The organism is Paenibacillus sp. FSL K6-2862 (genome assembly GCF_038005125.1).
GTDB lineage: Bacteria > Bacillota > Bacilli > Paenibacillales > Paenibacillaceae > Paenibacillus > Paenibacillus illinoisensis_A.
In genome coordinates this window covers 697,093-712,500 of sequence record NZ_JBBOSN010000001.1, presented here as the reverse complement: position 1 = coordinate 712,500, position 15,408 = coordinate 697,093, and the positions used below count along the sequence as shown (strand labels likewise).

12 protein-coding genes and 1 riboswitch (1 of these 13 only partly in view) are annotated in these 15,408 nt (G+C 48.3%); of the genes, 2 read left to right on the top strand and 10 right to left on the bottom strand.

Features of this window, described 5'->3' with window-relative positions; translation table 11 throughout:
* The 5 genes from MHB82_RS03370 to MHB82_RS03350 all read right to left on the bottom strand — a co-directional run.
* On the bottom strand, nucleotides 1-385 hold the 5' portion of the coding sequence (locus MHB82_RS03370; RefSeq protein ID WP_095362162.1) for an NCS2 family permease. The gene continues 992 nt to the left of window position 1, outside the view; 385 of the gene's 1,377 nt are visible here — the first part of the coding sequence; it begins with the start codon at nucleotides 383-385; its stop codon lies beyond the left edge, outside the window.
* 178 nt (nucleotides 386-563) lie between these two features.
* Nucleotides 564-664: riboswitch (purine riboswitch) on the bottom strand.
* A 213-nt stretch (nucleotides 665-877) separates the two neighbouring features.
* Entirely contained in the window at nucleotides 878-1,723 is an 846-nt protein-coding gene (locus tag MHB82_RS03365) for a carbohydrate ABC transporter permease (protein WP_095293153.1), read from the bottom strand.
* 45 nt (nucleotides 1,724-1,768) lie between these two features.
* Entirely contained in the window at nucleotides 1,769-2,644 is an 876-nt protein-coding gene (locus MHB82_RS03360; RefSeq protein WP_095293154.1) for a carbohydrate ABC transporter permease, read from the bottom strand.
* Nucleotides 2,645-2,753: 109 nt separating this feature from the next.
* The gene (locus MHB82_RS03355) at nucleotides 2,754-3,971 is read right to left on the bottom strand and encodes an extracellular solute-binding protein (RefSeq protein ID WP_095362167.1); all 1,218 of its coding nucleotides are present in this window, start codon (nucleotides 3,969-3,971) and stop codon (nucleotides 2,754-2,756) included.
* Between the two features lie 313 nt (nucleotides 3,972-4,284).
* Nucleotides 4,285-5,268 carry a glycoside hydrolase family 43 protein gene (locus MHB82_RS03350; protein WP_341173803.1) on the bottom strand — a complete coding sequence of 328 codons (984 nt, stop codon included), beginning with the start codon at nucleotides 5,266-5,268 and terminating at the stop codon, nucleotides 4,285-4,287.
* Nucleotides 5,269-5,564: 296 nt separating this feature from the next.
* Between MHB82_RS03350 and MHB82_RS03345 the strand changes: the two genes are divergently transcribed.
* Nucleotides 5,565-6,488: an ArsR/SmtB family transcription factor gene (locus MHB82_RS03345; protein WP_110755474.1), complete on the top strand. Its 924-nt coding sequence runs from the start codon at nucleotides 5,565-5,567 to the stop codon at nucleotides 6,486-6,488.
* Between the two features lie 140 nt (nucleotides 6,489-6,628).
* Here MHB82_RS03345 and guaA read toward each other — a convergent pair whose 3' ends face one another.
* The 5 genes from guaA to MHB82_RS03320 form a co-directional block, all read right to left on the bottom strand.
* A complete protein-coding gene (guaA, locus tag MHB82_RS03340; protein WP_095362159.1) occupies nucleotides 6,629-8,167 on the bottom strand; it encodes a glutamine-hydrolyzing GMP synthase in 1,539 nt (512 codons plus the stop codon).
* Nucleotides 8,168-8,451: 284 nt separating this feature from the next.
* A complete protein-coding gene (locus tag MHB82_RS03335; RefSeq protein ID WP_341173802.1) occupies nucleotides 8,452-10,740 on the bottom strand; it encodes a DUF4129 domain-containing transglutaminase family protein in 2,289 nt (762 codons plus the stop codon).
* Between the two features lie 10 nt (nucleotides 10,741-10,750).
* Nucleotides 10,751-12,025 (bottom strand): DUF58 domain-containing protein, encoded by a 1,275-nt coding sequence (locus MHB82_RS03330; RefSeq protein WP_341173801.1) that lies wholly within the window; start codon nucleotides 12,023-12,025, stop codon nucleotides 10,751-10,753.
* Nucleotides 12,022-13,014: an AAA family ATPase gene (locus MHB82_RS03325; protein WP_095362156.1), complete on the bottom strand. Its 993-nt coding sequence runs from the start codon at nucleotides 13,012-13,014 to the stop codon at nucleotides 12,022-12,024. The genes MHB82_RS03330 and MHB82_RS03325 overlap by 4 nt, the downstream gene beginning before the upstream one ends.
* 99 nt (nucleotides 13,015-13,113) lie before the next feature.
* On the bottom strand, nucleotides 13,114-14,433 hold the full coding sequence (locus tag MHB82_RS03320; RefSeq protein ID WP_341173800.1) for a polysaccharide deacetylase: 1,320 nt from the start codon (nucleotides 14,431-14,433) through the stop codon (nucleotides 13,114-13,116).
* A 307-nt stretch (nucleotides 14,434-14,740) separates the two neighbouring features.
* On the opposite strand from MHB82_RS03320, the gene MHB82_RS03315 reads away from it, so the two are divergent.
* Nucleotides 14,741-15,391 carry a DedA family protein gene (locus MHB82_RS03315; protein WP_341173799.1) on the top strand — a complete coding sequence of 217 codons (651 nt, stop codon included), beginning with the start codon at nucleotides 14,741-14,743 and terminating at the stop codon, nucleotides 15,389-15,391.
* Nucleotides 15,392-15,408 lie beyond the last annotated feature (17 nt).

The window sequence follows — 15,408 nt, the reverse complement described above, 5'->3', positions numbered from 1 at the left end:
CAGCCACAAGCAGCATCTGACGAATTCTCGTCACGGTCAAGATAATAAATACGATACCCGAGATGAATACAGCCCCGAGAGCAGCTTGCCAGGTAATTGCCCCATTCGAACTCAATACAACCGTCATGAAGTATGCGTTCAATCCCATACCCGGCGCGAGGGCGATCGGGATGTTAACGAACAATCCCATAATGATGGTCATAAGCCCAGCACCTACGGCTGTTGCAAAAAACACTGCGTTATCCGACATCCCCGCCCCGGCTGATCCGAGGAACAATGTGTTAACAAAAAGGATGTACGCCATGGTCATAAAGGTAGTAAGACCCGCAACAATCTCCGTTCTAACATTTGTTCCGTTTTCTTTTAGTTTAAAGAAACGATCCATAATCCACTAACTCCCCCTTAGAGATGTTGAAGCCATTTTGAAAAACGACAAAGACCCTGGACGGACTTACTTCACCCAGGGTTAGCTATTAGGAGAGGCGTAGCCTATTGCCAAGAACAAAAAAAATTCTAATGTGCGTCCATTATAGTTAACCACGCAGTCATATAGAATTTTGCTGTGCTTAGCCTCTCCTGCTCGTAGCCAGATCATTAGGGTGATCTTGTAGAAACTCCCGGGCCATATCCCCAGGATTATACGAAGTAGTATGCGCTATTTGTTTGTTTTCCCATCCCTATTTTAGAAGCACCGACCTTTTCTGTCAATGATAAAAACGAATGTTAACTATATGTTTATACGGAAACGTTCGTGTTCTGAAAGCGCTGTAAATTTCACAGCAAAAAAAGCCACCGTATATACGGCAGCTCATAATCCAATCTATACATTATTCCTAGTGTTAAACAACAGTTTAACAAACAATGCAGTAATTCAGCATTATCCTTTGATTCCCGAATTCAGATTAATCGATTGCAGGAAATACTTTTGTGCAAAAATAAACAGGACGAGTGTTGGAATGATCGCCAGAATCGCCGAACCCATCAGCTGTCCAATCATGCGATAGTTACCGTAAATATCCTGCAGTAACAGCAGTCCAGCGGTAATCGGCATTTTTTCGACATCTGTATATACGATAACCGGCCATAGGAAGTCATTCCAGGACCCAATGAACGAGAATAGACCGCACACAATCAACACCGGTTTCACTAGAGGTAAAATGATGGAGTAGTAAATTCGGAAATCACTTGCACCATCAACCTTAGCAGACTCGTCCAGTTCGCCAGGTATTCCCTTCATGAACTGACGAACGAGGAAGATATTCCCCATACCAGCCAGCCCCGGAATAATCATGGCCCAAGCTGTATTCACCCATCCAAGCGCCTCAATGATTTTGTAGGAAGGGATCAGGTTAACGACACCCGGGAAAAATGAAATCCCGAGAAGCGTGAAAAACAAGGCATCTCTCCCTTTGAACTTCAACCTTGTGTATCCATAGCCTGTAAGGGAAATGATAAAAACGACAAGCACCGTGTGAGATACTGCAATGAGCAGCGAGTTGCTCAGCCATCTCAGAATCGGAGCGGTTGATGTATTGTCCAGTATGGCGACGTAGTTATTAAAGTCCCACTCTTTGGGAAATAATCGGAACCCGGCCGACACCACTTCCGCCTGCGAGCGAAACGAAGTCGTGATCCCGAAAATAACGGGCACCACCCATATGACACAAATGGTTACCAAAAATAGATAGGATATATATTTGGAGATACTTATTTTTTTGACCATGTTGATATACCTGCTCCTTCCCGATCCACGTTCGATCCTGCTCCTCTAATTGGCGTTCCGGTTCATTACGTAATATTGCAATGCGGAGATGACCAGAATAACCAGTCCTAACAGCACAGCCATGGCGGAAGCCATACCTGCTACTGACTCACCGGAGCCAAACGCAAGCTGGCGAATATACATCATGAGAACATGCGTAGTCTGCTGTGGTCCACCATCGGTCATCATCAGCGGCTGACCAAATACGTTAAACGAACCTGCTGTTGTCATGACAAATGTAAAAATCAACGGGAAACGGATGGAAGGCAGCGTAATGCTGAAGAATCGGCGTACCGGACCGGCACCATCCATCTCGGCTGCTTCATACAGATCGCTAGGTACACCATTAATGGAAGCGCGATAGATAATCATGTTACCACCGACCGCTCCCCATACAGATATCACAATAATAATGATCCAAGCATACGGTTGATTGGCTGCCCAGGATATCTCTGATCCAAATACGTTACCCGTGATGCCGAGCTGTTTATTGAAAATAAGAGACCAGATGAGCGCTGCAGCAGATATGGAGATCATACCTGGAATGTAAATAATCGCCTGCATGAAGCCTTTGAATTTCACCTTTTTATGTTCAAGGGCTACAGCAACAAGCAGCGGAATAATGATTAACGGCGGAACGCTCAGTGCCACGAAAATCAACGTATTCTTTAAACCATTAAAGAATTGAAAATGAAATGAGGAATCCTGGTCGAACAGGATCGTCCTATAATTTTCAAAACCGACCCAAACCGGATCGTTAATTAGGTTCCATCTGGTGAAAGAGGCATAAATCCCGTAGATCGTTGGCAGCAGTATAAACACCAAAAACAGGATTAGATGAGGACCAACAAATAAGAACGGTGCAAATGATCGTTTATTCATATCCTTTCATTTCTCCTTTGGGAAAAGCAATGTGCCACTCTTGCGACACATTGCTTCTATTACAGTAGAATGGCGAGATGTACAGTACATCCGTTATGCAATTCAAGTGTTACTGGGCACCACTGCTTCCTTGAGCAATTTTGTCCTCAACCTCTTTTTGCATGGTTTGCAGTGTCGCATCCAACTCCACATTGCCACGAACAATATCAGCCGCGTATTTGTCGACCGCTTCAGCTACATACGGGTAATACTCGTAAGTGTAGATGTAGAGCGATTCGATCTCCTTCTCGTTCGAAGTAAAGAACGACTGCATGTAGTCTTTGTACTCCGGACTCTCAATAACCTGTTTACTCGCAACGGTCTGTCCCGCTTTGGCCCATTCCATTGAATTCTGACGGATAAACTCCAGGAATTTACCGATTCCTTGTTCCTTCTCATCCGTTCTCGCTTCATTGTTCAGCATGGCAAACAGGTGGGACGAAGAACGGTTTGTAAACTTATCAGCCGTAGGTGAATATACATTAGTCACGCCAAAATTCAGACCTTCAACAGTGGCATGAGCGGTTGAGCTCCATGTACCATCTGTAGAAAACAGGACATTACCGGATTGGAACATCAGGTATCCATCTTCACCGAACGGAGTCATGAGACCGGCATCGGCAATCTTTTTGACACTTTCAAATGCAGCCTTCATTTCAGGAGTGTTCAGTGCTGGTTTTCCATCCTTCTGCACATCTCCGCCCACATTCTGCAATTGTCCGAGGATAACCCATCCGAGCAAAGCATCATTCACAACGAAGTCTCCTTCATCTAATTTGCCTTGCAAGGAAAGCATTTCGTCAATCGTGACAACGTCATCGTCCAGGAATGATTCCGCGTTATACTTTTTCAGCAAATCCTTGTTGTAGTACATGGCATTACTGTGGATATCGAGAGGAACAGTGTACTGTGTCCCATCAATGGTTCCTGTCGACCACGCTTGCGGCAAATAGTTCTCTTCCTTGATTTCCGGCTGTGCTGCCAGCATTGAAGTCATGGGTTCAAGCACGTTTTGCTTCACAAAGCCCGGAACACGGTCAGCATGGATAATAGCCAGATCCGGGACCCCTTTACCGGAGTTAATTACCGTAGACAGCTTGGTGTACATATCAGACGTAATCACATGTTTTAATTTGATTTCTGGTTCAGTGGCGTTATATTCTTTAACTAACTGGTCCATATAGGCTCCATCTTCTCCAGTCAGAGGCGTCCAGAACGTAATCGTATTTTTGTCGTCTGTACTGCAACCCGACAGCACAAAAACCAGCAGAAACAGCGTAGATACCATGATTACAAAACCTTTTTTTGTACGTTTCACACAAGAACCCCCCTAGAATAATCAATCCTAAGCACATTTGTAAACGCATTCAAATATTCAAGAAAATCACAGGGCTCTGCTATATTCTCCTTGAAAACCGGCCTGCCCTGCTTCTAAAGTGCCTTACTGAAGGAAGCTTGCCTAGGAGCACCCCCTTCGCCCTAATACACAAACGTTAATGAATTAATTAATGATTAACATTTGTATGAATTTATCGTAATTCATAGCGCTTACATTTGTCAACCACTTTGTTCCATTTTTATTTTTTATTTATGCTATAGCCCTATACGTTCACCGGTCGACCATCTGGAACGGGTTTTCCAAAGTATGGAAATCCATACTCATCCCAACCAAAGACCTGTGCCCGCATGTGGCGATTCGGATCATAGAGCGGGTCTCCCTCAATTTCTTTATAATTGCGAGCATGATACACCAAAATATCCTGACTTCCGTCCTCCGACACGGTGAAACTGTTATGCCCTGGGCCGTATTGTCCAGCCTCTACATCGGTTTGGAATACAGGTGCCGGAAGCTTTGTCCAACTCTTGGGTGACAACAGGTCGCTCCCTTCCTCTGCATACAGCAATCCCATGCAATAATTATGATCTGTCGCACTTGCCGAGAAGGATATAAATATTTTGCCGTTTCTCTTCAACACCGCTGCGCCTTCGTTGACCAAAAAACCGATCTTCTCCCAATCATGTGTCGGTTCAGCGATCATCACCTGTTCCGAAGCGAGTTTCCACGGATTTTCCATGGATGCAATATACAAGTTGGAATTGCCCACGATGTCCGGATCTTTTTGTGCCCAAACTAGATATTGAACATCTTTATGCAGGAACGAGGTCGCATCAAGTGCGAAACTCTCCCATTTTGTCTTGATCTGCCCCTTTTCCTCCCACACTCCTTCAAGCGGGTTAGCCGAGGCATTTTCCAGTACAAACATGCGATGGTCAAAAAGCCCTTCCACCGTAGCTGTTGTTCGTGCTGCAGCAAAATAGATATACCATTTACCATGGACATAATGAATTTCCGGCGCCCAAATGTTGGCACTCATCGGTCCTTCATCATATTTGCGCCATGCTACGACGGGCTCAGCACTGTCCAGCTCTTGAACAGTGCGAGCTCTTCTAACCTCAATTCGATCATACTCAGGCACGGAACCTGTAAAATAATAATAGCCGTCGGTATGTTTGTATACCCATGGATCGGCTCGTTGCGGTATAATCGGATTAACAAATGATTCCTTCTTCGAAACTGTACTCACGTTGTCATCTCCTGTTCTGCACGATACGTTAATGTTTTTGTTTATATATTCGTAAATTTGTTACTAATTCACCTAAATATTAAGTTATTGAGTAACACGTGTCAATGAGTTGGCAGGGTTTTTTTGGTTATTTCATGGTTCGTTTTTACATTTTTCCGATTACTTCTGTTTTTATGTTGTATTTCTGGTATTATTTATATAAAAACATTGTGATTATTTTCGAATTTCGATATTATAATATTCTACGTTTACTATTCATATAAATGTTAATATTTCATTTCTTCGGAGGAATTACATTGAAAATCGACCTGAACGAGAAAAACCTGCATATCTTCGAAGCCCTTTCTAGCAGTGTACGTATTCAGATCGTTCATCTGCTGTCTAAAAACTCTATGAATATAAAAGAACTGGCCGAAGCGCTTGGACTTAGTAGTGCCATTATGACCATGCATGTCAAAAAATTGGAAAAAGCCGGTGTAATTGAATCCAATATGGCTCCGGGCAAAGGTGGAGCGGCTCAAAAGGTCTGCTCTCTTCGTATGGACACTCTTGAAATCGCATTCCCGACCAAGGACGTCATCCAACGTGAGATTCACAAAACCGAAATATCCGTAGGACATTTCACGGATCTGCAGATCAAGCCGACTTGTGGCATATGTACAAGAGATTCCATCATTGGAATTTTTGATGATCCCCGGTATTTCCTTGATCCTGACCGACTCAAAGCCAAAATCCTGTGGTTTGGACAAGGATATATTGAATACAAGGTACCGAATTATCTAATGGGAGATGAAAATCCGGAAGAATTGGAGATATCGATGGAGATCTCCTCGGAGGCACCACTCACCAACAACAACTGGCCTTCTGATATTTCGTTTATCATTAATGGCGTTGAGGTTGGAATGTGGACGAGCCCTGGTGACTTTGGAGGGAAAGGCAAACTGAATCCGCCCTGGTGGTTTGAGAGTGTAAATCAGTACGGCCTTCTGAAACATCTCATTATCAAAAAGGAAGGTACGTTTATGGATGGCGTAAAATTGTCCGATGTTACCATCGATGATATCGGCATCCGTAATAGCTACTGGTCACTTCGCATTGCCGTCAAGGAGGATGCAGAGCACATCGGTGGTGTTACGTTGTTCGGTCAAGGATTCGGGAACCACAATCAAGACATTATTTTCCGGCTGTACTACACCGACAAAACTGAAAAGCCTGAATGATTAAGCTCTTGTAAGCCTAGCGATTCTGAGTTAATCATCACTGGTGCAACATCACTGGCATAACTAAAAACTCCCTTTGACATGTGTAATACATGATCAAAGGGAGTTTCTTTTCGTTTTTATATCGTTTATTCGTTAACCTATTCCCACTCAATCGTTGCAGGTGGTTTGGAAGTTACGTCATAGACGATCCGGTTCACGTTATCGACTTCATTTACGATACGCACGGAGATTTTCTCCAGTACATCCCAAGGGATACGTGCCCAGTCGGCAGTCATACCATCGATGGATGTTACGGCACGAATACCTACCGTGTAGGAATACGTACGGGCATCCCCCATAACGCCTACGCTCTTCATGTTCGGCAGAGCCGTGAAGTATTGCCAAATTTCGCGGTCCAAACCTGCTTTAATGATTTCTTCACGCAGGATGTAGTCAGAATCACGAACGATTTTAAGCTTCTCTTCCGTAACTTCTCCAAGAACACGGATCGCAAGACCCGGACCCGGGAAAGGCTGACGGTGTACAATTTCGTCCGGCAGGCCGCACTCTGTACCCACTTTGCGCACTTCATCCTTAAACAAGGTGCTCAGCGGTTCAATCAGCTTAAAGTTCATATCTTCAGGCAATCCACCCACATTGTGGTGAGATTTGATCGTTTGTGCTGTCGCTGTGCCACTTTCCACGATGTCCGTGTACAGTGTACCTTGCGCCAGGAATTCAAAATCATCAAACTGCTTGGACTCTTCATCAAATACGTAAATAAACTCGTTACCGATAATTTTACGTTTTTGTTCCGGATCATCCACACCAGCCAGCTTGGACATGAAGCGCTCCTGTGCATCGATTTTGACAACTTTCATGTCAAATTTGCCAACAAACGTCTCCATTACGCTTTCAGCTTCGCCTTTACGCAGCAGGCCGTGGTCAATGAACATACATGTCAGTTGGTCACCGATCGCTTTGTGAAGCAATGCAGCCACAACGGAAGAATCCACACCACCGCTAAGTGCACACAGTACTTTACCGTCGCCCACTTTTTCACGAATATCCTTGATCGTGTCGTCAATAAATGTTTCCATCGTCCAGTTGCCTTCGCAGCCACAGATGTTAAACAGGAAGTTGCTAATCATATCGTTACCACGAACAGAGTGACGTACTTCCGGGTGGAACTGAACAGCATACAATTTGCGCTCATCGTTACTCATCGCAGCGATCGGCGCACTTTCCGTGCCTGCATCCAGTTTGAAGCCCGGAGGCAACGTAACTACATGGTCACCATGACTCATCCATACCGTATGTTCGCCTTCAATGCCTTGTGCCAGGGCAGATCCCGCGGCAAACTCAAGGTCTGCCTTTCCGTACTCACGTTTCTCGGAACGTTCTACTTTACCTTCAAGCTGCTGTGCCATAAGCTGCATACCGTAGCAAATCCCGAAGATTGGAAGTCCCAGATCATACACACCCGGATCTACATGCGGAGCGTTCTCAGCGTACACGCTGGACGGACCTCCGGAAAATACAATACCTTTTGGTGACAATTCTGCGATCTTCTCTGCCGGTGTGTTATACGGCAAAAGCTCGCTGTATACGCCAAGATCCCGGATTCTTCTGGCGATTAACTGGTTGTATTGGCCCCCAAAGTCAAGGACAACCACAATTTCATTTTGCTTATTCATTACCGTGCCTCCCTCAATTAATGAAACTAATTATACGCAACGACAAAACATACCGTCAAGGAAAGACGAAACTCCTTTTTGTGGGCAGTTTGCAACATTTAATATGAAGACCCCTTCATTGTGAGTTTTCTACAAATTCCCCAGTTCCATTCGCTTCATGTTCAAATGAATATTTCATGCCAAGCTTTATGTAAAACAGACACTATAATGAAAGCCAAAACGGAAAGAAATCGCCCAAAAACGCCTTGTCCGCACTTCGGCGAGCAAGACGTCCCTGGGCGATGTTATGGTACTTGCAGGCGCCGGGCGAGGCGAAGTGCCCGGCGCAGGAATGCAAGACTGTCCGCGCGCAGCGGACGGTCCGGCCCGTACAGCAGCCGTTCCCAGTCGGCTGCAAACCGCGCGATGTCCGCGGCGTCCATGCCTGCGGCCAAGGCGGGTGACGCTGCATACTCCCGCAGCGTCATCCCCGGCGGCCGCGGGCCGTACCGCCGCGCGAGCGCGGCCCAGACCGGAGCTGCGGCGCTTAGCAGCCGCTCACGGTCCGGGAAGCTGCTGCGCGGCCATGCCAGCAGCAGCCTGAGCCGCAGCGCGGGGCGAAGCCGCCGCATGCGCAAGGTCCCGGTAGCGGCCAGCAGCGCCGCTGCCGCAAGGGCTGCCGCGAGCCATGGCTCCGCGGCAAGAGCACGCGCGCGCGCCAGCAGCCAGGCGCCCGCACTATCGATCCCGCCCCCAGATTGCGGCGGGATCTCCTCGCCGGGCTGCGCCCCGGCGACTGCTGCGACGTCCGTACCATCGCCTTGCGGCAATGCGAAGCCCGGCGTAGCCTCAAACGGCATCCAGCCTGCGCCGGGGAAATACACCTCCACCCAGGAATGTGCATTCCCCTGGGTAACGACATACCGGCCCGGTACCTCTGGGTCCGGTGAACCTGCACTGAATCCCTTTACCCAACGCGCGGGAATTCCTTCTGAGCGAAGCAATACAACCATCGCCGTGGAGAAGTGATTGCAGTAGCCTTCCCCTGTGACAAACAGAAAGTCGTCGACGAAATCCGTTCCGCGAGGCGGCATGCGTGTGTCCAGTGTATATTCGGCATGCTCTGCCAGGTAGGTCCGCACTGCCTGGACTGCATCATAACGCGTTTCGCTCTTCTGAATAATGTCACTTGCAAGTGATCGTACCCGCTCAGGCAGAGAGGTGGGCAGCTGCAGATAGGTTCGGCGAATTGCTGCCGGATCCTGACTCGAACTGCGCGCCTCGCCCAATTGACGAAGCTGTTCTGGCGACGCAGTGGGAATCATGACATCGGTTGTATACGTTTTGATCGGGTCACGACTGCTGGATCCGGCAAGCCAGAGCGTAGCCGAGTCTGCATTGGAGAGCAGGGCCATTCTATTTTCTTCGTTCTGTTCATTCTTGTCCTGAAAGGACAGGTTCAAAGGTACTCCGCCCGTAAAGAGTGGGTTAGGTCCCCTCCACGGACGCTCCATCGTAACTGTTTGACGAATGCGAGTCCAGTAGGCTTGGTTCTCCCAGCCATCGGCACGAAACAGCCCTGCCGGGCTGGCTTTTTGAAAGTTTTGTGCAGGATCACTCCATGTACTGCCGTTATAGTAGGAACGAGTCTCCCCGCGCCAATACGTGACTTGAGGGCTCTTCGCTGTAAAAAAGACGGCACTCCCTTGTACCAATGGAGATCCCATCGGCGCATCAGATGTGCTGTATCCCGTGACAGATGCTGAAGCAGGAATGCTGCCGCGTGGTGTATAGCCCGCCCAGCGGGCAAGGCGTTCCCCAATCTGATCAAGCGATATCCGTTCCGGCTCAGGGACCGGGACAACACGTCCGGGCAGAGCAGCAACCAATACCATCCCCGCAGCCGCAGCAGCAGCCACCGCACACCAACGAACATAGGGATATCGGTGAAAGGTTGGTGTTGTGCCCCCTTCCAACAGACGGAGCAGTTGGAGAATAGTCTGGATCAACAGTATCCATAGAACGGATCGTACGACGGAGGCGTAAACATCCAGCCCGGCCAATGTTTCCAGGAGCAGCAAATAAAGCAGGGTAGCACTGCCGAACAGCATCACACTCCGCCGCATCAACACAAGGGATTGCACAGAAGCCATAAGCATACTCCACCCACACATCATCAACAAACCTCTTGTCTCCGTACTGATGGAATAAAAGTGCCCACTTTCCATGAATGAGCGTATATCCTCCATCCATGTTCCAGGGTAACCAAGAGCCCAGCCGGCAGGATCACTGCCTCCATACATCAGACATAGAGCAGTAAGAGCCACAAGCAGTCGAAGCACTATCCCCAACATCCAGCCTGCACGCAATAATCCTGAAATCAGGAGCGCACCCGTAAGTCCGGCCATCACCGTCAGAAAACGCCCACTTCCCTGCTGTCCCGTGGAAGTAATCGGATAGATCCATTCCAGGGAGAGAAGCAGCAGAAGAACAGAAATGCTTATCTTATACACGGCGGGTTCTCTCTTAGACCGCTGGGATTTGGATCCCTGACCAAGTACCGAAACTTCTTCGGCAGATTGGACAACCGCCATATCACTACGATTACGCTCCCACATCCGAGACACCTGCCTTTCCAATGAAAGGCATGGATTGGTCTGCGACTGAGCTGACTCTTACCCCGCTAAGCCGAAGCTGTTCCGTCCACTGCTCAGCCGGATTCTCAAGCCCTCCCTGAACCCTATTCCCTTTGGCTTGTTCCTCACCCATCTGTGTTTCGGTTAACTGCACTTCTATTTCATGGCCCAACTCAGCCGCACCCAGCACCCATCCCGTCAGCACGGCATCCAATCTGCCAGTAAGGACAACCATGCGTGTCCCCGCGGGCCACTGATCCAGTATGGTTGTATCCGCCAGCAATGAAACGGATAAGTCAGCACTTGATATGCTTGCCTGGGCGAGGCTGTCCAGTGACAGATTTACATGCTCGGCATGGATCAGATCGCTTAACCACCCGGGCTGCTTATCCGGACCAGCCTCTACCCCTGTCCTCCAGAGTTGATAGGGAACATCATCGCGAACAGCTGTAAACACCCAGCGGGCAGCCATGTTAATGGCACGTTCAAACCCCGGATGCTCCTTCGCCCCCTGAATTCGTCGTTCGTAGCCAGTCTTTCCTTCATACAGCAGAATACCCAAAGACGTTGATTCCGATATTTCAGGCAAAAAGGTTTGAAGTTTGCCCGTTTTGGCCGTACTTTTCCAATGAATGCGTCCCAAGGGATCTCCTGGTTGATACTCGCGGAACTCGGGGCTTCGGTTACCATGACCGGTTTTTGTATTTGCCGAAGTTCCCTCATCTACAGCCGCAAATGCTGCAGATTCACGATCACCGAATGTTGATCCAGACGGAACGACAGCAAGAGATGTCCCGCCCACCGTTTCCGCAGAGACGGTGTTCCATCCGAATACATCTCCCCAGTACAGTTGACCTGAGCCCCACTGATACAATCCTCTTCGCAAGCCAGACATTTGATATTGGTAAGCAAACTTGCGTCTCATTCCCGGAAAAAGTAATTTTCTATGCACTCCAGCGGGCGTATCCTCACAGAGCATGATCCATAGCAGTGGAATTCGGCATTCGAACTCCACTTCCACCTGAACACGCACCATCTCCCCAACCATTATTCGTTCCGAATTCATTTGCCGGCGAATGCGAATTCGGCGCGGCCCCAACAGATGAATGACCAGACCGCTAATCAGGATGAGAGAGACCGTAATGGACAAAAACAGCGCCGCCTTGCCTCCATGCCATAGGTAAAGACAAGCAAAAGCTGCTGCCAAGACCGCATGGAACAGCCATTGAACAGGCGCGGTCATGATCGCCGGCCCCTTCCCTGAGCTGTCATTTGTACCGGTACGGGAACCGATGCTAGTGCATCCTGAATGACTTGTTCCTGACCCCGAAATGCCTCCGTCCTGTTCTGCCCTTTCAACCCGATTCGGTGGGCAAGCACAGGCTGAGCCACCTCTTTGACATCATCCGGAATGACATAGCTTCGCCCCTGTAGGTAGGCATATGCTTGCGTCGCAACCATCCAGGCCAGTGTTCCGCGTGGACTGATGCCGAGCCTCACAGCCGGATGATTACGCGTAGCTATAGCCACTGCAACCAGATACTGCTTGACTACGGAATCAACGTGCACATGTCTAACTTCGCGCTGCATCGCACTCACTTCTTCAGCGAGCACCACTGGACGAAGTTCATCCAGCAACTCTCTACTCTGCCCTCTGGTTAGCAGCTCGACTTCCTGTTCCGGTTCCGGGTAACCGAGTCCTATTCGCATTAGGAAACGATCCAGCTGCGCTTCGGGTAACCGATACGTGCCCTCGAACTGCAGCGGATTTTGCGTTGCCAGCAAAAAGAATGGCCTTGGCAAGGCATGTGTCGTACCATCCACTGTAATACGTCGTTCTTCCATTGCTTCCAGCAGGGCTGACTGGGTCCGGGGCGATGCCCGATTAATCTCGTCAGCCAGTACAATGTTGGACATGACAGGGCCTGGCCGGAATGTGAATTCACTCGTGTGGGGGTGATACATGGATGTCCCAGTAACATCTGCAGGCATGACATCGGAGGTGAATTGAATACGACCCATGGAACAACTCAATGATGAGGCGACAGCCCGAACCAGCATTGTTTTCCCTGTCCCCGGTACATCTTCCAGAAGCACGTGACCCCCACCTAGCATTGCAGTAAGGACATATTGAATCTCTTGTTTTTTGCCTATAATTACACTCTCGACCCGCTTGATCACCCTGTTCAGCAGCTCGACCGCATGTTCATGTTCCATTCGAATATACGACATCCCTCATTCTCCTTCCATTCTGGGCATTCAGAGCCATAGTAATCTATGATTCATTGTTGCCCGGAAGTAGAGAGATTAGTCCTGTCTGGATGCGTTAATTCATATCGTTCTGTACAGGTAGAAGTTTAACGCTGCCGCAAGAGGCATATTGGCCTTTACGATCCACTCGGATTCATTGGACTGAAGCGAAGACACATCCAGCCCCATTATTTCAAGCAGTTCTCGCAGTGGAACCCAGATCGTCCCCCCTTGACTCTGCACTGCCCCCTCTATCGTTCTATCATTCGATAGATTCGCTGAAGTGGATTTCAGTTCACCGCTGACGCTGTTCGCCTGGATCACTTTATCCTTCCATAGCGCAGTCGCCGTTCTGGATTCCACGTCCCAGCGAATGCTGCCGCCGAACTTTTTCATAAACGGTCTTAATGGCACCATAATTCGCTGATCTTCCACACGGAATTCCCCTGGCTTCAGTGTCCCCGCAGCAAGACCAATCTCTACCTTGAGTTCCTTGCCGGATAACCACAGGTTACGATTGAATTTCACATGCTCCGCCACCCACTCGGCGCCAGGTGCCTTGCGAGATTTGTATTTCCCTTCAGGATGAACACGGAATTGTACAGGTGGATCCTCCGCTCTCATGGTGTCAAAACGATATCCGTGATCACGGTAGTATTTGATTATTCCGGGTAGGGCCTTGACCGTCTCCGCATGAGCTCCACCATCGTGCATTAACAAGATTACTGAACCGGTACCGGCAGGCACCTTGGTGGAATTGCGCAAAATTTCTTTGGCTGGCACACCTTTGCGCTTCGAATCACCACTGTCGACGTTCCAGTCCATCACGGTATACCCGCCCAATTCGAGCAGATCGAAATAGTTTTGATCAAAATGTCCATATGTTCCGCCAGGTGCACGTACCAGGTTGGGGCGGAAGCCGGTAATCCGGTTCACGATGTCTTCCGTCTGCTTCACCTGTTTCCAGAACGATTTAAAATCACTATACAGTTCATCATAATGATGATTATAGGTATGATTGCCAAGTGCATGTCCCTCTTCCACAGCAGCCTGAATCAACTCGGGATAACGTTCTGCCTGCTCTCCCAGGACAAAAAATGTAGCCTTTACCTGTTCCTCGCGCAAAATATCCAATACTTCACGGGTATGCTTGCCTGGTCCGTCGTCAAAACTCAGATAGACTACCTTTTCCTTATTGCTCTCTTTGTTAGGTGCAGCAGCTTCTGCGCCAGCAGCGTAAGAAGGATATGCTGTCCAGGCATAAGAAGCAAATACGCATATTACTACCGCAAGACGAAGCAGACACGATGGCCATGCGGGAAAACCATGCTTATGTATGGATTTGGCTTTTAGGGATTGCTCTGCTTTTTCCACCATTGTGAAATCCGGTCTCTGCATCATTTACGAATCATCCTCCAACGTCTCTAGTGATTCTGCTGATAGACTTTAGCAGATTTGTTAGAATTATATGGAGGCTTTATCGAAAAAAGACGCGTTTCTGTTTTATATTTTTCACAATTTGGGTTAGCTCATGATTGATTCTTGGCTTGGGATTGGGTAGCATAATGAACAGGCCCTTATTACCGGAATCACTGCTATTACGGGGATAAGCACTGCAAATGTTTCATTTGACGGCGGACTGCAATGATCGTATACAAGACAGCATGGAGAGTCATCCGATTCCCCTGTCTTCAGGAGAGTGAATCTATTGGAATTGCTTGAAAAGATCCAACATCTGTTCGGATCCTATGGATACAGCGTTTTGTTTTTTGGCTTGTTGCTGGAATTTATCGCTCTTCCCTTCCCGGGAGAAACAACCATGGCTTACGCAGGATACCTATCATACAAGGGTCAATTGGACTTCGGGATTCTTGCCATCCTTGCCTTTCTCGGAACAACCATCGGCATGACGATAACTTACTTCATTGGTGCCAAAGCCGGTCTGCCCTTCATTGTCCGTTACGGAAAATGGTTTCTATTCAAACAGGACAAGCTGGATAAAACGCAAAAGTGGTTTGCCAAATACGGTAATGCTTTGATTTTCATCGGATATTTCATACCTGGTGTCCGGCATTTTACTGGATACTTCGCAGGTATAGCGGCAGTTCCTTTTCGGAAATTCGCTCTATATGCATACACGGGTGCACTGTTCTGGGTCGTGTTATTTCTGGGCATTGGAAAAGTATTCGGTCCACAGTGGAACGCGGTGTTCCACCTTGCGCATCAATATGCAGCATATATCGTCGCAGGCATTGGATTGTTACTGATCGCTGCCGTGCTGTACCGTTATCGGAAAGCTTGGGGGCGACGCTCAATCCGCAAGTCTTCTCCAATCAGGCAGAAACAAAATGCAGAATGAAGCATATCCCCGGAGTC

What these genes read in the sequence shown, in the direction of transcription:
- MHB82_RS03320 (WP_341173800.1), bottom strand. Translation starts at nt 14,433, where the DNA reads ATGATGCAGAGACCGGATTTCACAATGGTGGAAAAAGCAGAGCAATCC.
- MHB82_RS03365 (WP_095293153.1), bottom strand. Translation starts at nt 1,723, where the DNA reads ATGGTCAAAAAAATAAGTATCTCCAAATATATATCCTATCTATTTTTG.
- MHB82_RS03330 (WP_341173801.1), bottom strand. Translation starts at nt 12,025, where the DNA reads ATGACCGCGCCTGTTCAATGGCTGTTCCATGCGGTCTTGGCAGCAGCT.
- MHB82_RS03355 (WP_095362167.1), bottom strand. Translation starts at nt 3,971, where the DNA reads ATGGTATCTACGCTGTTTCTGCTGGTTTTTGTGCTGTCGGGTTGCAGT.
- MHB82_RS03360 (WP_095293154.1), bottom strand. Translation starts at nt 2,644, where the DNA reads ATGAATAAACGATCATTTGCACCGTTCTTATTTGTTGGTCCTCATCTA.
- guaA (WP_095362159.1), bottom strand. Translation starts at nt 8,167, where the DNA reads ATGAATAAGCAAAATGAAATTGTGGTTGTCCTTGACTTTGGGGGCCAA.
- MHB82_RS03335 (WP_341173802.1), bottom strand. Translation starts at nt 10,740, where the DNA reads ATGGCGGTTGTCCAATCTGCCGAAGAAGTTTCGGTACTTGGTCAGGGA.
- MHB82_RS03325 (WP_095362156.1), bottom strand. Translation starts at nt 13,014, where the DNA reads ATGTCGTATATTCGAATGGAACATGAACATGCGGTCGAGCTGCTGAAC.